16 protein-coding genes are annotated in these 21,148 nt (G+C 65.2%); 13 read left to right on the plus strand and 3 right to left on the minus strand.

Annotation, left to right across the window (positions count from 1 at the left end):
- Positions 1-139: 139 nt before the first annotated feature.
- Entirely contained in the window at positions 140-619 is a 480-nt protein-coding gene (locus VIM12_RS08785; protein ID WP_331941239.1) for a hypothetical protein, read from the minus strand.
- A gap of 4 nt (positions 620-623) precedes the next feature.
- Positions 624-5,450, minus strand: a complete 4,827-nt coding sequence (locus VIM12_RS08790; protein ID WP_331941240.1) for an RHS repeat-associated core domain-containing protein — start codon at positions 5,448-5,450, stop codon at positions 624-626.
- 224 nt (positions 5,451-5,674) lie between these two features.
- Between VIM12_RS08790 and nudB the strand changes: the two genes are divergently transcribed.
- Genes nudB through clsB form a run of 3 tightly spaced genes read left to right on the plus strand, consistent with a single transcriptional unit; the run spans position 5,675 to position 8,223 of the window.
- Entirely contained in the window at positions 5,675-6,169 is a 495-nt protein-coding gene (gene nudB, locus VIM12_RS08795) for a dihydroneopterin triphosphate diphosphatase (RefSeq protein WP_331941241.1), read from the plus strand.
- A gap of 40 nt (positions 6,170-6,209) precedes the next feature.
- Complete coding sequence (locus VIM12_RS08800) at positions 6,210-7,007, plus strand: endonuclease/exonuclease/phosphatase family protein (protein ID WP_331941242.1); 798 nt, start codon at positions 6,210-6,212, stop codon at positions 7,005-7,007.
- A gap of 49 nt (positions 7,008-7,056) precedes the next feature.
- Entirely contained in the window at positions 7,057-8,223 is a 1,167-nt protein-coding gene (gene clsB / locus VIM12_RS08805) for a cardiolipin synthase ClsB (protein WP_331941243.1), read from the plus strand.
- Here clsB and gcvA read toward each other — a convergent pair.
- Entirely contained in the window at positions 8,211-9,137 is a 927-nt protein-coding gene (gene gcvA, locus VIM12_RS08810) for a transcriptional regulator GcvA (RefSeq protein WP_331941244.1), read from the minus strand. The two genes, clsB and gcvA, sit on opposite strands and share 13 nt — an antisense overlap.
- A gap of 136 nt (positions 9,138-9,273) precedes the next feature.
- On the opposite strand from gcvA, the gene VIM12_RS08815 reads away from it, so the two are divergent.
- From VIM12_RS08815 to VIM12_RS08860, 10 genes are all read left to right on the plus strand, one after another.
- Positions 9,274-10,161, plus strand: coding sequence for a DMT family transporter (locus VIM12_RS08815; RefSeq protein WP_331941245.1), 888 nt, complete (start codon positions 9,274-9,276; stop codon positions 10,159-10,161).
- Between the two features lie 52 nt (positions 10,162-10,213).
- A complete protein-coding gene (locus tag VIM12_RS08820; RefSeq protein ID WP_331941246.1) occupies positions 10,214-10,963 on the plus strand; it encodes an NAD-dependent deacylase in 750 nt (249 codons plus the stop codon).
- A gap of 111 nt (positions 10,964-11,074) precedes the next feature.
- On the plus strand, positions 11,075-11,575 hold the full coding sequence (locus VIM12_RS08825) for a pyridoxamine 5'-phosphate oxidase family protein (RefSeq protein WP_331941247.1): 501 nt from the start codon (positions 11,075-11,077) through the stop codon (positions 11,573-11,575).
- 254 nt (positions 11,576-11,829) lie between these two features.
- A complete protein-coding gene (locus tag VIM12_RS08830) occupies positions 11,830-13,002 on the plus strand; it encodes a hypothetical protein (RefSeq protein WP_331941248.1) in 1,173 nt (390 codons plus the stop codon).
- 110 nt (positions 13,003-13,112) lie between these two features.
- Positions 13,113-13,898, plus strand: a complete 786-nt coding sequence (locus VIM12_RS08835) for a ferritin-like domain-containing protein (protein WP_331941249.1) — start codon at positions 13,113-13,115, stop codon at positions 13,896-13,898.
- Positions 13,899-14,299: 401 nt separating this feature from the next.
- Positions 14,300-15,979 carry a methyl-accepting chemotaxis protein gene (locus VIM12_RS08840; protein WP_331941250.1) on the plus strand — a complete coding sequence of 560 codons (1,680 nt, stop codon included), beginning with the start codon at positions 14,300-14,302 and terminating at the stop codon, positions 15,977-15,979.
- A 334-nt stretch (positions 15,980-16,313) separates the two neighbouring features.
- Positions 16,314-17,984, plus strand: coding sequence for a methyl-accepting chemotaxis protein (locus tag VIM12_RS08845; protein WP_331941251.1), 1,671 nt, complete (start codon positions 16,314-16,316; stop codon positions 17,982-17,984).
- Between the two features lie 104 nt (positions 17,985-18,088).
- A complete protein-coding gene (locus VIM12_RS08850; protein ID WP_331941252.1) occupies positions 18,089-18,463 on the plus strand; it encodes an RNA-binding S4 domain-containing protein in 375 nt (124 codons plus the stop codon).
- 220 nt (positions 18,464-18,683) lie between these two features.
- The gene (locus VIM12_RS08855; protein WP_331941357.1) at positions 18,684-19,316 is read left to right on the plus strand and encodes a TetR/AcrR family transcriptional regulator; all 633 of its coding nucleotides are present in this window, start codon (positions 18,684-18,686) and stop codon (positions 19,314-19,316) included.
- 35 nt (positions 19,317-19,351) lie between these two features.
- Complete coding sequence (locus tag VIM12_RS08860; protein ID WP_331941253.1) at positions 19,352-21,142, plus strand: acyl-CoA dehydrogenase C-terminal domain-containing protein; 1,791 nt, start codon at positions 19,352-19,354, stop codon at positions 21,140-21,142.
- Positions 21,143-21,148 lie beyond the last annotated feature (6 nt).

The following is a 21,148-nucleotide window of genomic DNA, read 5'->3' on the forward strand; positions in this document are numbered from 1 at the left end:
GTTAGGGTAACAATGCCGGTACATCCTAAATCCGGCGGCTGCGCGGTGAATGTCTAACGGCCCAAATGGCAATGCAAGTGACAATTTTTTTGAACCGGAATGACTTCTTCTTGTTCTTCGTACTGTGCGTGATTCGAGTCTAGCTGTAGTCAAAGAACCGGTCCCACCATGTCAGTTCTGGTGAGTGACTGAACGAGTTGCGTCCATCGTAAATACGGTCGAGCGCTTCGGGCGGTATGAACGTGTAGCCCTTCGACGCTACGACGCGTTCGACGATATCGAGTATTTCCCGAACATCAAGCCTAGCGCCAACATTAGAAGGATTTTGACTTTCTAGCCACGCTGAAAACATGTTTCCAAAGCTGGAAAATCGAACGATTAAAAGGTAGCCGGCGGCATCTCCCGCCAAGAACAAGTGCATGAGCTGGGCAAAAAAATATGCGTCCTGAACCTGAGTATCCAGTTCTAGAGCAATCCCGAGCAATCCGTCCAGGTCTTTCTTCAATAGGCTCAACCGTCGAACCTCGGCTTGATAGTCGAGGTCCGGCGGCGACTCCTTGCTCCAGTCATACTGGGCATCGAGTTTCATCAGAAGCAGATGGGCGTGGTCTTGCGTCATATGATTACTTCGCTATAGGGTAGGCACTGACGACATCGCTGGCGGTATTTTCTTTGATTACTATCCTCACTGTCGTTTCCCCTCTTGTTCCAATTGGGCGGCCAAGGTCCACTTCATACACCGCTCGGCCGAGTTGACCAGATTTCTTTCCGCTACCTCGCTTCTGCCAAGCTTCATCCATCAGTGCAAGCAACCGTGAAGGAGGCACATCAAACACGCTGTGTGCCGCCTTTGCCGTGTCAATGAAGAGGTGCTCTATGACATGCTCAATTCTGTCCCTGCCTGCTTTGTCCAAGCCATCGAAGCGCAGTCCCGATTTTGTCTCCCAAGTGTGGCTTCCCAGCTGACGGAGGACGCCCGACTGGATGCTATAAGTCTTTGCCTCGTTAGCGGTATTTTTGACCGTGTTGGCCCTGATGGCAAGCTTGCCCTGCGACGGAGTTCCTGTCGGCGCTGCCGAATTCCTATTCTCGGTGGAGGCATTCGCTTTCTTTCCTCCGCTAAAAATACTGCCTATCGCCTGCCCACCCGACTTCCCGCGCGGCCCGACGCTTGCCGCCAGCACCAATGTCGCCTCCGCGAGACTGCTTCCCGCCTGCTGCAGGTCGCTCTCACAGCGGGCATCGTTGATCGACTCCACCATATCGATGGTGCCGCGGACGAAATCCAGCGCCGCAGATCCCAGCATGTAGTAAGCCATGCCGGCCATCGCCACATCCGCGATGAAGCCGACACCGACCGCGTGGGACGCGCCCCATAAGGCCAGCACTGCCGCGGTGGTGGGAATGTCCTCCAGCCATGCGTCGTATGCCTGACCCAGTTCGCCCGGTAGTGCGGCAACCGTGTGCTCCAGGACGCGCTGCAGCTTGTCGTTGAAACTTCGCTGCCCCACCGGCAGCGCTTGCAGTCCCAGGGGATCGACGTTGGCGATCGGGTTGTTGCCGGCGAACGCATACAGGTTGATCCCGCCAGCCTGCCCGCTCGGATCGGTCGACAGGTAGCGTCCGGTAGCAGGGTCGAGGTAGCGCCGCAGGTTGTAGTGCAGGCCGGTCTCTTCGTCGAGGTACTGGTTCGAGCCGCGCAGGTGCAACTGCTGGCGGCTGCCGGGGTCGAGGACGGCATGCCCGAAGCCAGCGACTTCCGATTGCCAGGCGACGCGCCTGTCGCGGGCGACGAGCGCACGTGGTGCGCCGGTGTGGTCGGCAACCACGGCATAGACATCAATGCCTGCGGAGGTGGTGACAGTGCGCAGCGCCTGTCCGACGAGACTGTCCTGCGCCTGCAGCATCGCGATTGGACGCGTGCCCGCCTGGTCCTTGAGCCACACGTATTGCCTGGTGATCTTCGCCGCATCCCGGCTGGCCTGGGCATCCGCTTCCGCAGTCAACTGGTTGCCTTCGTACAGGAAGTACGTCACCTTCTTCCGGTTGCCGTTGAAGATCGTCTTGCTGATGCGCTGGCCGTAGGGGTTGTAGCGATACTCGGCAACCAATTTGCCGTCGCGGCTGACGCTTTCGAGGCGTTGCTGGCTGTCCCAGCGATAGACGGTGCCGCCGATGGCAGTGACGCTGCCGGCAGCGTTATACGTGTAGCGATCCAGCCTGCCATCGCGCTCGGCGCTGAGCATGCGATTGCTGTCCTGCTCGATCGTAAACCGTGCAGCGGTCTGGTCCATGCGGTGGGTGAGCAGGTTGCCGCCGTGGTCGTAGCCCAGCTGCTGGACGTCGGCCGGCGCCGCGCCGGCTTTGAAGAGGCCGTTGCGCTTCAACCCGGCGAGACGGCCGAGGTGGTCGTACTGGTAGGTGAAGCCATGCGCGGCAGCAGGCGCCGCCGGCCGTCGTTCGCTTAGCCGGCCGGCGACGTCGCGGACGTGGCTTTCTTCCCACACGCCCGGTGAACCAATGCGGCTGATGCCGCCCTGCCGGTCAAGCCGATGCCGGTAAGCGACGCCATTGGCGAGCTGGTAGTCCCGTCGGGCGTGGCCATCATCCGCGTCATTCAGTCCCTGCAGCAGCGCCGTGCTGCCGAACATGTCCTTGCGGGTGATTGCCTGCAGCAATCCTGCCTTGGGATGCACCGCACCGTTGTAGTGATAGTGCAGGACCTGGCCGTCAGGCAGGGTCTTTTGCTGCAGCCGGCCCTGGCTGTCATAAATATAGACGGTGGTGAATTGATGACCGTCTATGCGGCGGGTGTGCCGGGTGAGCCGGGCCGCATGATCGTAGCGATATTCTTCTTCCCCTCCTGGATAGCGTATGCGCAGCGGCCGGCCGTGCTCGCCATACGCAAACTGCGTTACCCCTTCGGCGCTGGTGTGCGCAATCATGCGGCCCGCAGCGTCGTAGCGGTAGCCGGTAGTGTGCGCGTCGGGCGTGCCGTAGGCGCCGGTTTTCGCGGTCAGACGGTGCCCGGCGTCCCACTGATACCGGGTGACGCCGCTGTCGGGGCTCGCGGTCCGTACCAGGCGGCCGAAGTCGTCGTGCAGGTAGTCGGTGGAGAGCTTACGCGCATCGATCAGTGCCGCGAGATTGCGGTGGCTGTCGTAAACGAGCCGGGTGGCGAGCCCGGCTGATTCGAACACGGCATCGGGCAAGCCGTCGGCGGCACGCCCCACGTGCGTGGTATAGCGTGGCGAGTGGCCCGGCGCATCCATCGCGGCTGCAATTAAACGCATGCCGCCCGGTGCTTCAGTATCGATCGGTGGGGTGAGAGGCGCGTCCTGCTGTGCCGTGCTGCCATCCGGATCGTGGAGGCTGCGCGCCTGAAGCTTGCCTTCGCTGTCGCGCTCGATGCGGATGCGGTTGTTCTGTGTATCGAACAGTGCGTCAGGACGTCCATCGGCACGATAGGAGAGGTGAATGCGCTGCCCGGTTGCCTGCGTCACGTCGGACAACTGGCCGAGTACGTCATAGGCGTAATGCTGGACGACGCCCGCCGCCGACAGCCGGGTGATACGGCCATTCGGATCGAGTTGGTAGTGCAGACGCGCGCCCGTGGGTGCGACGATCTCCTGTGGCCGCCCGGCCTCGTCCCGGCGCACGATGGCGAGCAGGCGCTTGCCCGGCGCAATGATCGTTGACGGGTAGCTGCCGCTGCGATCGTACGTGTACTGCGTGATGTCGGAGTCGATCGGACTTGCACTCGCACCATTCGGCAGCGGACCGTCCATGCTGGCAAGCAGGCTGCGGTTGTTGATCCGTATGTATGTGAAGCGCGTGGTGCGCTGGAGCTGCTGCGCGGGCAGCGCATCGGTTGGCGGACTCCAGCCGCGCTCGGTGACCTGCACTACCTGTTGCGCCGCGTTGTAGCGGATGCGGACCTCGTGTTCCCTGCCGGGCACCACGCTGGGTCGCGCGATCAGGACCGGTTGCGGCAGCGGCAGGCCGCCTTCGGGGGGATCGGGCGGATATGCCAGACGGACCAGCAGCTCCGGCGCGGCGGCTGTGCCGTTGTCGTGGCGGACGCGCTCAATGGAGGTGCGCCGGCCGTGCCGGTCCAGAGTGTAGCGCAGGGTCTCGACGGGAGTGCCGTCGCCGCCGAGACGCGTGGTTTCCGTCAGTCGCCCAATGCCGTCGTAGCGGTAGCGCACATTGCTCTCCGGGCAGCTGGAACAGCCCGGCCCGCGCACTTCCAGCATCCGGAACTCGCCGCCGGCGACGGTGTGCCGAAACATCGTCACTTCGCCCAGGCTGTTTGTGAGCCTGGTCGTGCCGGGCACGCTGCGATCGAAGCTGACTTGTTCGAGGCCGGTGCCTGCGACCGGCTTACCGTACCGGTCATGCTGCAGGGCCTCGCCCCTGACGCTCAGGACGGCCTTGCCGTCGGCGCCATAGGCGTATGTCGCGATGCGTCGATGCACAGCCTTGCCGTCGCTGCCGGCGCCGCTGACGCTGATGCCGGTGAGCAGGGACGGGTGGCGCGGGTCGTCGAAGTGGTAGTGACGGGTGACGGCGGCGGGTTTGCCGCCATGGACCTGGCCGGACGGCAGATGAACGCGGACCAGGTTGGCGAGCAGGTCGGGCGCGTTGAAACTGTTGACGCCGGCAGGCGGCCGGCTGCCGTATTCGTAGCGGAACTCGCCGACCGGACTCGCGATGGCCGCGACCCCCTTGTAGCGGGGCGTGCCGGCTGCTGTCGTCCGGCCGGGATAGTGCAGTCGCAGGCTGCGGCCCTGCGGGTCGGTGACGTTGAGCAGGTCGCCGTTGGGCGCGCGCTGCAGGGAGACGAATTCACCTGTCGGCGCCAGTATCTGGACCAGCCTGCCCCGGGCGTTGAAATCCAGCCTGCGGCCATCGGCCCAGGTCCAGGCGTACTCCACCCTGCCGGCGGTGCGACGAACGCTGATCCTGCCGCGCGCGGGATCGGCGCCGGGGAACGTGTCCGGATTGGCCCGGTCGCGGTCGAAGACCAGGCGCGTGCCGTCGGCCTGAAGGACGTGGATGGTGTCGCCGCGCACGAAGAGGTCCGTCTCGTAGGACAGGCGCCAGCCGCGGCCGATGATGCCGGCCTGCTGCCAGGGCAGGCCCATGCTGCTGTTGTAGTGTCGGACGATCTCGAGTCCGAGCACGCCGGGAAGGGCGGGCAGGTCGACCTCGCGCTGGTATTTGTTGCCGGTAATGATGTTGACCGGGTTGCTCGCGCCGCGGGCGGGTCCGCCCGGTGCAAGGGAGGCCGGGCCGGGAGCATCGCACGTGGCGCCGGTAACGGCCGGAGTGCAGGAGGCGGTGGCGCCGTTGGCAGCCTGGCCGATGGCGGCGGGCTGGGCAAGCATCAGTACGACGGTGACGGCAATGCTGCGCCAGGCAAGCAGCCTGGAGGGAAATTTTTTCATGCGTATGGAGCAGAGAGGTTGGGACGGCGTTCTCTTGCTCCGGCGGGCGGCGGCGGGTCAATGCTACCCGGATGTTATTTGCGTCCTGACTCTGTCGGTCGGACCATCTATTGCAAAATTTGCAATCGTGCAGTGTAGGAAGACATTGCCGTTTTGTCCATTGTTGCGTGTGTAAGCGCAACAGTCCTCAGTTATCATGTCCGCCACCGTCGCTGCTTCCACCCATGCAAAAGCCCTACAAGATCCCCGAATCAGTCCTTGTCGTGATCCACTCGCCACAGCTCGACGTACTGCTGCTCGAGCGGGCCGATCGTCCCGGGTTCTGGCAGTCCGTGACCGGTTCCCGGGACAGCGGGGAGGAGGCGCTCGAGCAGACCGCCGTGCGCGAAGTGTTCGAGGAGACGGGTATTCGTATCGCTGATGAAACTTCAACGGAAGTCAGCGGTTCCAACCGGGTGTCCCGTCACCATCTGGTCAATTGGCAACTGTCGAACATCTACGAAATCTATCCGGTCTGGCGGCACCGCTATGCCCCCGGCGTGACGAAAAATACCGAGCATGTGTTCGGACTGTGCGTGCCGCGCGACATCCCGGTCCTGCTCGCGCCCCGGGAGCACACCGCCTTTCGCTGGTTGCCGTGGCGCGAGGCGGCCGACCAGTGCTTTTCTCCTTCCAACGCGGAAGCCATCCTGCAACTGCCGGCCCATCAAGGGGGATGACGGCACCCGCGGGGCGCCGCTAAAAGCCGACATGGAACGCATGAAAATCCGCATAGCAACCTACAACATCCACAAGGGCGTGAGCACATTGCGCAGCATGCCGCGGGTGCATGCGCTCAAGCAGGCGCTGGCCTCGATGGAAGCCGACATCCTGTTCCTGCAGGAAGTGCAGGGCAGGCATGACAAGTACCAGACGCGCCACGCGGCGCTGTGGCCGGAAGTCGAGCAGCACCGTTTCCTGGCGGGGGAGTCGCATCATTCGGCATACGGGATGAACGCGGTGTACGACCATGGGCACCACGGCAATGCCCTGCTCAGCCGCTACCACATCGCGTCGTCCAGCAATCACGATGTCTCCGATCATGCGTACGAATCGCGCGGTATCCTGCATTGCGTGGTGCAGGCACCGGCAGCCGAAGTGCACTGCTATGTGATCCATCTCGGCCTGTTTGCGCGCAGCCGGCGGCGCCAGACCGAAGCGCTGATCGAGGCGGTGGACAAATCCTCGCCGCCGGGTGCGCCGCTGATCATCGCGGGCGACTTCAATGACTGGACCAACCAGTTGAGCCATACGCTGCGCGACCGCCTCGGCGTCACCGAGGTGTTCGACGAGGGCTTGCCGGCGCGCGGTTTCGGCGGCTACTTGCGGCGCATCAGCGGACGCGGCCCGCAAATGCGGCCGGCCCGCACATTCCCGGCCGCGCTGCCCTGGCTGAGGCTGGACCGGATCTATGTGCGCGGCTTTCGCATCGAGTCCGCCCAGGTGCTGCACGGCGGAGTGTGGGCCAAGCTGTCCGACCATGCGCCGATCGTGGCGTCCCTTGAACTCAGGCAGTAGCCGGATGTAGCATGCCGACCGCCGCCCGTCCGCACACTTGGTCATTCCCATGCGTCCGGTAGAGTTTGTCGCCTACAACCACATCGAGCTGCTGTACCGCGGCGCGGAGTACTTCCCTGCGCTGCTCGGGGCGATCGACGAGGCCCGCTTCGAGGTCTACCTCGAGACCTACATCTTCAGCCTCGACGAGACCGGTATGCAGGTCAGGGACGCGCTGGTGCGTGCGGCGCGCCGCGGCGTCACGGTCAACGTGATTACCGACTGGCTCGGCACCGGGCACCGGCAGTCCGTGCTGCTGCATCGCGACTTTGCCGCCGGCGGGGTCAACCATCGGGTCTTCAACTCCTGGTTCCGGCGCGGCATCACCCGCAGCCATCGCAAGATCTGCATGGTGGACCGTCGCGTCGCCTTCCTCGGCGGGCTCAACATCAACTACGACTACGTGTCGGATGACGGATTCGAGACGCCGCTGCCAGCGCCCCGCTGGGACTTCGGCGTGCGCATCCGCGGCCCGCTCGTGGCGCACATTCACCGCGAGGTGCAAGGGCAATGGCTGATGCTGCACGGGCTGGGCCTGCGCCATCGCTGGGAGCTGTTCCGCGAACGCCGTCGCGTACCGCACGATGCGCGGGTCGGCCCGGCGGAGGCGGCGTTGGTGGTGCGCGACAACCTGCGCAACCGGCGCACGATACAGCGTTCCTACCTGAAGGCGCTCGGCCGCGCACGCAGGAGTGCGCTGCTGGCCAATCCGTACTTCGCGCCGGGCCGCAAGCTGCGCGAGGGGCTCGAGGCGGCGGCGCGCCGCGGCGTCGACGTGACGCTGCTGCTGGGCGTGGGCCAGTTCCGGATACAGGATGCGGTGGCGCATTCGTTCTATCCCAAGCTGCTCAAGAGCGGAGTGAAGGTGGTCGAATACCGCAAGACGCAGCTGCACGGCAAGGTGGCAGTGATCGACGACGAATGGGCCACGGTCGGGTCCAGCAACTGGGACGGGCTCAGCCTGCTGGTGAACCAGGAGGCCAACGTGGTGGTGCGCGACCATGTGTTCGCCCGCTCGTTGCGCGAACACATCGAACGCGCCGTCGAGGAGGGCGTCCACGTGCGGCTCGAGGATTACGCCAACATTCCTTGGTACGAGCGTGCCTGGTACGGCGCCGCCTACTGGATCTACCGCGCCATACTGCGCGTCATCACCCTGGGCCGCTACACCGAGTGAGCCCAGGATGCCCGGGCCTCACGCGCTTCCTTCCTGATCCACTCGCAGAACACGCGCACCGCGGGCCGCGCGTCCGCGCCCGGAAGGTGCAGCAGGTGGAAGCGATAGGGACCGGTCAGGCGTTGCGGCAGCAGCCGCACCAGCCTGCCGGCCTGCAGGTCCTGCGCGATATAGCACTCGGCGGCCAGCGCCACACCCTGGCCACTGGCGGCGGCTTCCAGCGTGAGGTAGGTATGCGAGAAGCTGGGCCGCGTCCCGCCACGGTAGTCGACGCCGAACTGCGCCAGCCAGGTGCGCCAGGAGACCTCTTCGGGAATGCGCATTTCGGTCTCGTCGTGCAGCAGCGGATGTCGGAGCAGGTCCGCCGGGGTGCGCACCGGCGGCGCCGTGTCGCGGTAGGCAGGACTGCAGACGGCGGAGAAGCACTCCTCCAGCAGCACTTCCGATACCAGGCCGGGGTAGGGGCCGGTGCCAAGCCGGATGGCGACATCGACCCCTTCGCGAATGAAATCGACCGGATGCAACGAAGCCAGCACCCGCATGTCGACCTCGGGCAGTTCCTCGCGCAGGCGCCCGAGGCGTGGCATCAGCCAGCGCGACACCAGTGACGGCACCGAGGTCACCGTCACCACCCGCTCGTCGCCGCGCTGCCGGACCGCCTCCGACGCATCGGCCAATCCGGACAGCAGCGGCTGCAGCGCCTGTGCGTACTGGCGGCCGGCCGGCGTCAGCGCCACGCCGCGCGGCAGGCGCTGGAACAACGCGATACCGAGCCAGGCTTCCAGCTGCTTGACCTGGTGCGCGACGGCACCGGCGGAAACGTGCAGCTCCTCGGCAGCACTCTGGAAGCCGCCGTGGCGCGCGGCGGCCTCGAAGGCGCGGACAGCGGCGAGCGGCGGCAGTCGATACGGCATGTCAGGCCTAACGAAATTGGGGCAATCCAGCAAGAATATTGATTTGTTGCAGCGGTGGCAAGCGCATAGACTGCAGCACAGCCCAAACCATATTCAGCCTGTCCCGGCCGCCATCCAACCTGAAAGAGTGTCCATCGTGCCGCATCGCTACGCCGTCATCCTGATCCTGTTGTCCGCGCTTGGTTTCGGCAGCATGGCCCTCTTCGCCAAGCTCGCCTATGCCTCCGGCATGTCGCCGGCGATGCTGCTCACCCTGCGCTTCGCGCTGGCGGTGGCGATGCTCGCGCCGCTGGTCTGGATACGCCGGCTGCCGCTGCCGCGCGGGCGCGCGCTGCTCGGATTCGCCTTCATGGGCCTGCTCTACACCGCGCAGTCGCAGGCGTACTTCACCGCGCTGCTGCACGCCAGCAGCGGACTGGTCGGCCTGCTGCTGTACGTCTATCCGATCCTGGTGGCGGCGCTGTCGATCGCCTTTGGCTGGGAGCGCCTCGACCGGCGCACCTTCTTCCTGCTTCTCCTGGCGGTCACGGGCATCGCCATCACCCTCGGCGGCGACCTGCAGGGCACGCCGCTCGGCATCACGCTCGGCCTGTCGGCTGCGGCGATCTACGCCGTCTACATCCTGGTCGGCGGACGCATCATGGCCGGCACCGACCCGCTCGCAGGCACGCTGGTCATCATGGCCGCAGCCGCCCTGGGCAATGGCATCCTTGCGGCGGGCGGCGAATCCGGGTTGCCTGGGGGGATGCTGGCCTGGGGCGCGACGGCGGCCATTGCGCTGTTCTCGACGGTGATCGCGGTGGCCTGTTTCCTGGTCGGCATCAAGCACGTCGGGCCGTCGCGGGCATCCATCATCTCGACGCTCGAGCCGGTGATCACCATCTGCCTCGGCATGGTCGTGCTCGGCGAGCAGGTCAGCGCGGGGCAGCTGATTGGCGGTGCGATGGTGCTGACCGCGGTCATCCTGCTGGCCTCGCGGCCCCGCGAACAGGCGGCGTCCGGCGCACCGGCGGCGACGGCCTGAGCGGGCGCGGACCCGGCGCTATACTGAGGTTACACCACCCGTCCCGCCGCACATGTCCTTCGATACCGTACTGCTGGAGAAGCTGCGTTCCGCCCGCCATCTTGTCGTCTTCAGCGGAGCAGGCATGTCCGCCGAAAGCGGCATCCCGACCTTCAGGGATGCGCAGACCGGCCTCTGGGCGCAGTATCGCGCCGAGGATCTCGCCACGCCCGACGCTTTCCGGCGCGATCCCGTCACCGTCTGGAACTGGTACGCGTGGCGGCGCGCGATGATGCGCGAGAGGCAACCGAACGCCGGCCATCTCGCGGTCGCACGCCTCGAACGCCTGCTGCCCGAGGTGAACGTAATCACCCAGAACGTGGACGGGCTGCACCAGGCGGCAGGCAGCGGCAGTGTCATCGAACTCCACGGTAATATTCATGGCAGCAGATGTTTCGACTGCGGCCGCACGTCCGGCGAGGCGGACGGCGCGAACGGCATCGACATCCCGCCGCGCTGCACGTACTGCGGCGGCATGCTGCGGCCGGCCGTGGTGTGGTTCGGGGAAGCGCTGCCGATGCAGGCATGGCAGCGCGCCGAGGACATCGTCACCGATGCGGACCTGTTTCTCTGCGTCGGCACTTCCAGCCTGGTCGAGCCGGCCGCCAGCCTGCCGCGTCTCGCACGTTCCCGTGGATGCACGGTGGTGCAGATCAACCCCGATGTCACCGCACACGACGCGATCGCGCAGTTCGTCCTGCGTGGAAAGGCGGGCGGAGTGTTGCCCGGCCTGCTCGCCGCCGCCTGGCCTGACGACTCCTGAGAACTCCTGACGCATCCGCCGCATCCCGTCCCGGCGGAACTTTCCTTCCTTGCACTGGTTCTCCTGTAGGTCGCCGCACCGCCCCGGCGCGGCCCTATAAAGGAGCTTTCCATGGACGTGCAGGAACAGAACCGTGGCGACCTGCAACAGGTCGCCGAGCTGGTCGAGGAGATCAAGTTCGCGATGATGACCACCGAGGAAATCGACGGCACCTTGCGCAGCCGGCCGATGTCGACCATGCAGATGGACAGCGACGGCTGTCTCTGGTTTTTCACCGCGATGTCCTCACCCAAGATGGACGAAGTGGACCAGCATCGCCAGGTCAATCTCAGCTACGCCCGCCCGGACAAACAGGATTACCTGTCGATATCCGGCACCTGCGAGATGGTGCGGGACAAGGACAAGATGCAGGCGTTGTGGACGCCGTGGGTCAAGCCCTGGTTCCCGCAGGGCGTGGACGACCCGGACCTGGTGCTGCTGAAGGTGACGATCACCGAGGCCGAGTACTGGATGGCCCCCGGCAGCGCGGCCAAGCGTTTGTACGGACTGGCGAAGGGCATCATGACCGGCAATACCGACGCCCTCGGCGACAACCGCAAGATCCTGATGTAGCCCGGCTGTAAGGCTTACCCGGTGTCCGTGTAAAAACGCTCGTCGCTTTCCTGGCGATGCACGTGGAAGGAAGGCTCGCGCCCGCACCAGTGCGGCTTTTCCCGCGTTTGTTCTTCGCGGCATTGCCTTACGGATGAAATCCTCGCCGGACGCACCCGGCACGAAGCTTGCGGCGGTAGGCGGCTCAGCCTGGACCGCCCGCTCGCGGACGGCAACTCCTCCTCACCAAACGGCTACACGAAAGGAGCAACACAATGGCATTGGACTTATTCAGCGCTAAAGGCATGCCGCTGGACCAGCAGCGCTTCACCTGGCGGGACATGGTCGGCAAGCCGATCAGCAAACTCGATGACGACGCCTTCACACGCGTGCGCATCATCCTGATGAACGGCATCGAGCTCGATGCGCTGCGCATGAAACATATCGCCGCACGCAGGAACCGCGAGCTGCGCGTACCGCTGGCCAAGATTCGCCGCTGCGAGCAGCACCAGGCGACGATGATCAACTGGCTGCTCGGCCCCGACCATTCGCCGCTGGAAACCACGATCGCGTATGAGCAGGTGGCGATCGAGGTTACCGCCGCGGTTGCGCAGCGCGAACCCGATCCGTACATGGCGCAGGCCTACCGGTTCGGCCTGCTGGAGGACTTCGATCACATGTACCGTTACTCCGCGCTGCTGGACCGGCTGGAAGGCAAGGATGCGAACAACATCCTGCAGAGCTACACGGACATCCTGCCGGGCCGGCCGACCGTGGTGGAACATCGCGCGCCGGAAGACGACGTGCGCGAATCCTACGACCGCAGCAAGGCCGACCAGTTGACCAAGCTGCACGCGCTGATGATTACCGCATCCGAATTCCAGACCCACGACTACTACATGAACATCGGCCCGCTGTTTGCCGATCCGGTCGCGCGCCAGTTGTATGCGGAGATCGCCTCCATCGAGGAGCAGCACGTGACCCAGTACGGTTCGCTGATCGATCCGGACGAATCGCTGCTGGAGCAGATGCTGCTGCACGAGGCGATGGAAGCGTACAACTACTACAGCTGCGTACAGCAGGAGACCAATCCGCGCATCAAGGCGATGTGGGAACGCTTCCTCGACTACGAGCTCGGCCATTTCCACATGGTGGCGGAACTGTTCAAGCAGTACGAGAAGCGCGACCCGGCGGAGATCATCACCGGGCCGCTTGCCGAGCCGGTGACCTTCGCCAGCCAGCGCGAATTCGTGCGCCAGGTGCTGTCGCAGGAAGTGGACCTGCGGGCCAACGGCACCCAGTTCGTCGACAAGGCGCAGGAAAGCCAGGCGTCGATCGACTATCGTACCCAGCTCAACTCCGCCGGCTCGCCGAGCGAGACCGTGGCCGCCGGCTACGTGTGGTCGCCGGGTACCGAGCTCAACCGGAGGGCCGCGGTCGCGGTGTGAACCATGCAATGCAGAGTGACAGCCAGCTTTCGTCAGCCGGTCACAATCCCGTGGTGCGGCGGTGGAGGCATGGCTGGCTATTTCGCCATATTCAGCAGGAAGGAACAGCCATGAAAGAACAACCCTCGATGGGCATGAACCGGACCGGCATGCAGATGTCCCCGCTCGACAGCAAGGAGATGCAGGGCGTGCCGCCGCCGGGCCTGACCGCGCCGACGCCGGGCGACGATACCGGCATCATGCAGATGCGCAGCGAATACATCCTCGCTTCCGACCCGGTCGGATCGGTGCCGGTACCCGGGACGGTGCGCGGCGCGATCACTACCGGCGCATCGATGCTGACCGGGGACCAGCCGCAACTGCTGCTCGACAAGCTGGGCGAACGCCTGGCATTCGAACGCACCGGCTCCCGCCTCTATGATGCGCTGATCACCAAGTTCGAGGCTACGCAGGACGGCACGACCAGCATGACGCTGGCCGACCTCCAGAAGATCCGCGAGGACGAAGTCCGTCACTTCCAGCTCATTGCAGGCGCGATCGAAAGCATGGGCGGCGACCCGACCTCGCAAACCCCCTGCGCCGACGTGACAGGCGTCGAATCGATGGGACTGATGCAGGTGCTGACCGATCCGCGCACCACCATGGCGCAGTCGTTGCACGCGATCATGGTGGCGGAGATGACGGACAACGCCGGGTGGGAACTGCTGATCGCGCTGGCCGAAGACCAGGGCCAGGACGCGCTGATCAGCGACTTCACCGTCGCGCTCGACGAGGAGCGTGCCCACCTGCAGATGGTGCGCAGCTGGTTCGAGGAGGCTACCCTCGGCAAGGCCATTTCCAGCGGGGCGATCGTCGACGACATCGGCGATGCCAATCAGTCGCAGCAGCTGCACTGACCGGTAGTCGGCGGCCAGTCTGCCGCTGACCGTCCTTGCACGGCCCCCGGGCTTGCCCCGACGGGCCGTCTCCGTGCGTCTTCCGCCCGGGCCTGTCGATGCATGGCCAAGCCCGGCGCGGGCCACGGTCCTTTTCCCCTCCCTCCCTGTCGCGGGCACTGCGGCCCCGACACGCGGCCGGCCTCGCGCCATCCCGGATGCCACGCGGTCCCAGCCCCCTTCCCATGGATTTTGCCGACTGCGCAAAAAGCGCATCGTCCGTCTAAATCCCTGCAAGTACGTGTTTCTCCCGAGAAAAATTTGGCAGAAATCGCTGTACACTCGTATCGGGAACGGTCCGGCCGCACTGCCGCATCCGTTCGTCCGGCAAGAACCTTCGTCGTACTTCCGAGAGACCCGACATGCGCACCACATTCTCCATCCGCTCCCGCCTGATTTTCGTGATCGGCTTCCTGTCGCTGCAACTGGTCATCGGCGGGGTGATCGGCATCGCCAGTCTCGGCGGCGCCAATGGTGCCATGCAGGCTCTGTATGACCAGCGCCTGGTGGTGCTCGGCCAGCTCGACCAGGCGGTGCGCCTGCTCGACGCCAACCAGCTCGACATCGCCAAGGCGATCAGCGACGAACCGGAAGAAGCCAGCTTCGTCCTCGACCAGGTGGAGGCCGATATTGCGAAGCTCGACGGCATCTGGAACGCCTATACGGCGTCCGCGCTGAGCCCCGAGGAGCGCAAGCTGGCAGACCAGTTCGCCGCCCAGCGCAAGACCTTCGTCAGCGAGGGCCTGCGTCCGGCGATCTCCGCGGTCCGCTCCGGCAACCGCGAGCAGGCGAACGAACTGCTGCAGGGGGTGATGGAGGAAAACTTCGAGCCGGTGCGCAAGACCATCGACGCGTTGATCCAGCTGCAATTGCAGGTGGCGCGCGCTGATTTCGAGCGCTCGCAGAAGACCTATGACCTGGTGCGTTACAGCTGCTCCGCGGGTATCCTGTTCGGCCTGCTGGTCGCGGCGGCCCTCGGCGTGTGGCTGGTGCGCGCGATCACCCGCCCGCTCGACAAGGCGGTGCGCATTGCCGGCGGCATCGCGGCCGGCGACCTGACCCAGGATATCCAGGCGCGCACGCAGGACGAGACCGGGCGCCTGCTGCAGGCGTTGAAGGAAATGAACGGCAGCCTGGTGAACATTGTCGGCCAGGTGCGCGCCAGCACCGAGACCATCGGCACCGGCTCGACCGAGATCGCGGCCGGCAACCTCGACCTCTCGGCCCGCACCGAGCAGCAGGCCAGCTCGCTGCAGGAGACCGCATCGTCGATGGAAGAGCTGACCTCCACCGTCAAGCAGAACGCCGAGAACGCACGGCAGGCCAACCAGCTCGCCACATCGGCCTCCGAAGTCGCCAACAAGGGCGGTGCGGTCGTCGCGGAGGTGGTCAGCACGATGGAAGCGATCAACGACGCCTCGAAGAAGATCGTCGACATCATCGGCGTGATCGACAGCATTGCCTTCCAGACCAACATCCTGGCGCTGAACGCGGCGGTGGAAGCGGCGCGCGCCGGCGAGCAGGGCCGCGGCTTCGCCGTGGTGGCCGCCGAGGTGCGCATCCTGGCGCAACGGTCGGCCGGCGCCGCGAAGGAGATCAAGACCCTGATCGACGATTCGGTGAGCAAGGTCGCCAGCGGCACGGCACTGGTCGGCAAGGCCGGCGCAACGATGGAAGAGGTGGTGGCCAGCGTGCGCAGGGTGACCGACATCATGGCCGAGATCAGCGCCGCCAGCCAGGAACAGACCGCCGGCATCGAGCAGGTCAACCAGGCGATTGCGCAGATGGATGAGGCCACGCAGCAGAATGCCAGCCTGGTCGAGCAGGCGGCGGCGGCATCGAGCGCCATGCAGCAGGAAGCGGCGCGCCTGGCCGAAGCGGTCGGTGTGTTCCGGTTGCAGGCAGGCCCGCGGAACGCCATGAGCCCCGGCGCGCCTGCCCTTGCATCCGCACCGGCGCCTGCCGCGCCATCCGCAACCGCCCCGGTCCGCGCCCGGCTTCCCGTGCAGGCAGGCACCGGCCCGGATTGGGAAGAATTCTGAAGGATGCGCCGCCACAAGCAGGAGAAGTCATCACAGTAGCTTGTTGCATTACAGCAACGTAAGCCTGCTTTCTGCATGCAGGCCCGCTCTTGCCAGGCATGATTGCTTTTTTCCAAGTCGTGCAGCGCGTACACTTGCTGCACGCGCTGCGCCGCATGACGCCGGTCGCCCCGGATTCTCCCCGCCCCGCCTGATTTTCCGCTTCCTCAAGCGCATGCGCGCCTGACGCCGCCTGGTGATGCAACGGGTTGACCAGGTCGGCCGCGTGCCGGCATCCGGGCACTGCCGCAACATGCATGCCTCGCGCATCCCTGTCCATTTCCACCGTCTAACAATGAAACTCCGCACACGTATCCTGTTCCTCGGCGTCGCCGCCCTGATCGGCATGGTCCTGCTCGCCGCCTTCTCGCTATCCGCATTGCGCAGCGCCATGATGAAGGAGCGCTTGTCCCAATTGTCCACGCTGGTCGTGCTCGCCAAGGCCTCGCTCGAACATATCCACGCCGAGGAAGCCGCCGGCAAGCTGTCGCGCGAGGACGCCCAGCGCGAGGCGAAGCGCCTGATCGGCAGCCTGAAGAAGGATGAGCGGTACTACTTCGTGCGCGGCTACAGCGACGACGTCAACCACGTGCATCCCAACCCGAAGCGGGTCGGCATCGTTGATCCCAAGGGAGGCAGGGAAGCCGGCGAACGCTATCGCGCTGCCCTGCAGGGCAAGGAGATCGGCGTCGTCTTTGCACCGGGAACCAGGCCGGGCGCAACGGAAAAAGTGGAAAAGATGTATGCGGTCGTCAAGTTCGAGCCCTGGGACTGGATCATCGGATTCGGCGACTACATCGACGACATTGACCAGGCCTTCTGGCGCAATACCGCCATCCTGCTGGCGATCGGCGGCGTCCTGATGATCGTGATGGGGGCACTGGCCTGGAGCATGATGCGCAGCATCTACCGCCAGCTGGGCGGCGAGCCGGACTATGCGGCGCGGGTGGTCGGCAGCATCGCCGACGGCGACCTCACCATGCCGGTCGAGGTAAGGCCGGGCGATACCGGCAGCCTGCTGGCCGCCATGCGAAACATGCAGCAGAAGCTGGGGCAGACGATAGGCGAGATCCGTCAGTCCACCGCATCGATCGCCGCCGCATCCGGTGAAATCGCCGCCGGCAACCAGGACCTGTCGGCGCGCACCGAGGATCAGGCCAGCTCGCTGCAGCAGACCGCCGCATCGATGGAGGAGCTGACGTCCACCGTCAGGCAGAACGCGGACAACGCGGTGCAGGCCAGCCAGCTGGCCGCGACAGCGTCGGATGTGGCGACCAGGGGCGGAAGCGTGATTGCCAGCGTCGTCGACACCATGGGCTCCATCAACGATTCCTCGAAGAAGATCGTCGACATCATCGGCGTCATCGACAGCATTGCCTTCCAGACCAACATCCTGGCGCTCAACGCAGCAGTGGAAGCGGCGCGCGCCGGCGAGCAGGGACGCGGCTTCGCCGTGGTGGCCGCGGAGGTGCGCAGCCTTGCGCAGCGCTCCGCATCCGCCGCGAGGGAAATCAAGGGGCTGATCGACGACTCGGTCAGCAAGGTCGACGCCGGCAGCGCGCTGGTGGATCAGGCCGGCCATACGATGCAGGAGATCGTCGACAGCGTGCGTCGCGTGACGGAGATTATCGGCGAGATCTCTTCCGCCGGCCGGGAGCAGACCGCGGGCATCGAGCAGGTCAACCAGGCAGTGACCCAGATGGACCAGAGCACGCAGCAGAATGCGGCGCTGGTGGAACAGGCGGCGGCGGCCGCTGCCGCCATGCAGGAGCAGGCGCGCAACCTGGACCAGGCGATCGGCGCGTTCAGGGTTGCCGGCGCCGCGCCGGTACGTGCGGTGACTGCCGCGCCGGTGCGGCAGCAGGCTGCCAGGCCGCAGCCACGCCCGGCGGCAAGGCGGCAGGTCGCACTGCCTGCCGCCCGGCCGGGGGCGCGGAAGGACGACGGAGATTGGACCGAGTTCTGACCTTCCGCCTGCGGCAGGATACGGCGGCTGGCTGCCCAGCCGGCCGCGACGCCGTCCTGCAAGCGCTACCCGGGTTTACAATCGGTGGTTTTGCAGGTGCCGCGATGACTACCGAATCCGTCCGTATCGACAAGTGGCTCTGGGCCGCCCGCTTCTTCAAGACCCGTTCTCTGGCGACCGACGCCGTGGACGGCGGCAAGGTGAAGCTCAATGGCGAGCGGGTCAAGCCGGCGCGCGGCGTCAAGCCGGGTGACCGGCTCGAGATCGACAACGGCGCCACCGAATGGGAAGTCGTCGTGACCGGACTGGCCGACAAGCGCGGTTCCGCCACCATTGCGCAGGGCCTCTACACCGAGACCGAAAACAGCATTGCGGAACGCCAGCGCAAAGCCGAGCAGCGCAAGCTGTTCCGGGAGCCCGGCGAGGCGATCAAGGGCCGCCCGACCAAGCGCGACCGGCGCCAGCTCGACCGCTTCTGAGGCCTCGCCGACCGCCCGAAAAAGCGCGTCGCCAGGCCGGAACAAGCCGTTCCCGCGGCGTGACGGAACTAGAATCCGGCCTCTAAGCTTCCCGTTTGACATTTATACTTCGGTAGATAATAGTACGAGCGTTCGCTTACGTGAGCGCCGTACTGATTCTGATTTCTTTCCGAACAGGCACCACAAGGCAACCAACATGAACGACTCGACTACCAAAGTGATGCGTAAAGGCGAACTGACCCGCGCGGCGATTCTCGACGTGGCGCTCGACCTCGCCAGCCGCGACGGACTGGAAGGCCTGACCATCGGCCTGCTCGCAGACAAGATGAACATGAGCAAGTCCGGCGTGTTCGCCCACTTCGGTTCCCGCGAGGATCTGCAGATCGAGGTGGTGAAGCTGTACCACCACCACTTCGAGCAGGAGGTGTTCTACCCGAGCATGAAGGAGCCACGCGGCCTGCCGCGCCTGCAGGGCATGTTCGCCCGCTGGGTCAAGCGCGTCTCGGTGGAGATTGCATCGGGCTGCATCTACATCAGCGGCGCGGTCGAGTACGACGACCGTCCCGGCGCGATCCGCGAGGAGCTGGCCGGCATGGTGCGCGCATGGAAGAATGCCCTGCGTCGTTGCGTGGTGCAGGCCATCGAGATGGACCATTTGTCGTCTGTCACCGATCCGGATCAACTGGTGTTCGAGATGTACGGATTAATCTTGGCGCTGCATCACGATGCCCGCTTCCTGAAATTGCCAGGAAGCGTCAATCGCGCCGAGGTCGGCTTCGAACGCCTGATCACGAGCTACCAGCACCCGGCCGACGCCATAGCGAACACGTCCACAAGCAAGAAAACTGCTTAACCGCACAACCCGTTTGCCGTCAGGAGAATAGAACCATGGGTCAATACGTCGCTCCCTTGCGAGACATGCAATTCGTGCTGCACGAACTGCTGAAGGTGGAAGAAGAATTCAAGCAGCTGCCGAAGCATGCGGAAATCGACCGGGACATCATCAACCAGGTGCTGGAAGAGGGCGGCAAGTTCGCTTCCGAGGTGGTGTTCCCGCTGAACCATCCGGGTGATCGCGAAGGCTGCCGCCTCGACAAGGAAACCCATGTCGTGCAGACCCCGCAGGGCTTCAGGGAAGCCTACCAGCAGTACGTTGAAGCCGGCTGGCCGTCGCTGTCCTGCGATCCCGAGTACGGCGGGCAGGGCCTGCCGATCGTGCTGAACAACAGCTTCTACGAGATGCTGAACTCGGCGAACCAGGCATGGACCATGTACCCCGGCCTGTCGCATGGCGCGTACGAGGCGCTGCACGAGCACGGCACGCCAGAGCAGAAGGCGCTGTACCTGCCCAAGCTGGTGTCGGGCGAATGGACCGGCACCATGTGCCTGACCGAGCCGCATTGCGGCACCGACCTCGGCCTGCTGCGCACCAAGGCCGAGCCGCAGGCGGACGGTTCCTACCGCATCACCGGCGGCAAGATCTTCATCTCGGCCGGCGAGCATGAGATGTCGGCCAACATCATTCACCTGGTGCTGGCGCGCCTGCCGGATGCGCCGGCCGGGACCAAGGGCATCTCGCTGTTCCTGGTGCCGAAGTTCGTTCCCGATGCCGCCGGCAACCCGGGCGAGCGCAACACGATCTTCTGCGGCGCCATCGAGGAAAAGATGGGCATCCACGGCAACTCGACCTGCCAGATGAACCTGGACGGCGCCAAGGGCTGGCTGATCGGCGAGCCGAACAAGGGCCTCAATGCGATGTTCGTGATGATGAACGCTGCCCGCCTCGGCGTCGGCATGCAGTCGCTCGGCTTGACCGAGGTCGCGTACCAGAACGCGGTCGTCTACGCCAAGGACCGCCTGCAGATGCGCAGCCTGTCCGGCGTGAAGGCGCCGGAGAAGGCGGCCGACCCGATCATCGTCCACCCGGATGTGCGCCGCATGCTGATGACCGCGCGCGCCTTCGCCGAGGGCGGCCGCGCGTTCAGCTCCTACGTCGCGCTGCAGATCGACCGCGAACTGAACCATCCGGACGAGGAAGTGCGCAAGGAAGCGGCCGACGAGGTCGCGCTGCTGACGCCGATCATCAAGGCCTTCCTGACCGACAACGGCTGGATCGCCACGTCGGAAGCGATGCAGGTCTACGGCGGCCACGGCTTCATCGCCGAGTGGGGCATGGAGCAGTACGTGCGCGACGCCCGCATCAACATGATCTATGAAGGCACCAACACAATCCAGTCGCTGGACCTGCTGGGCCGCAAGATCCTGATGGACAACGGCGCCAAGCTGCGCAAGTTCGGCGGCAAGGTGCAGGCCTTCGTCGAGGAAAACGGCCTCGACGAGAAGATGTCCGAGTTCGTCGGCCCGCTGGCCGATCTTGGCGAGAAGGTCACCAAGCTGACGATGGAGATCGGCATGAAGGCCTTCCAGAACCAGGATGAAGTCGGCGCCGCCGCAGTGCCCTACCTGCGCGTGGTCGGCCACCTGGTGTTCTCCTACTTCTTCGCGCAGATGGCCAAGATCGCGCTGGAGAAGCAGGATTCCGGCGACAGCTTCTACAAGGCCAAGCTGGCCACCGCGCGGTTCTACTTCGCGCGCCTGCAGCCGGAAACCGCGATGCTGATCCGCCAGGCGCGTTCGGGCGCCGCCAGCCTGATGGCGCTGGAAGAAGACCTGTTCTAAGCACAA

Source organism: Noviherbaspirillum sp., assembly GCF_036563305.1.
Lineage (GTDB): Bacteria > Pseudomonadota > Gammaproteobacteria > Burkholderiales > Burkholderiaceae_D > Noviherbaspirillum.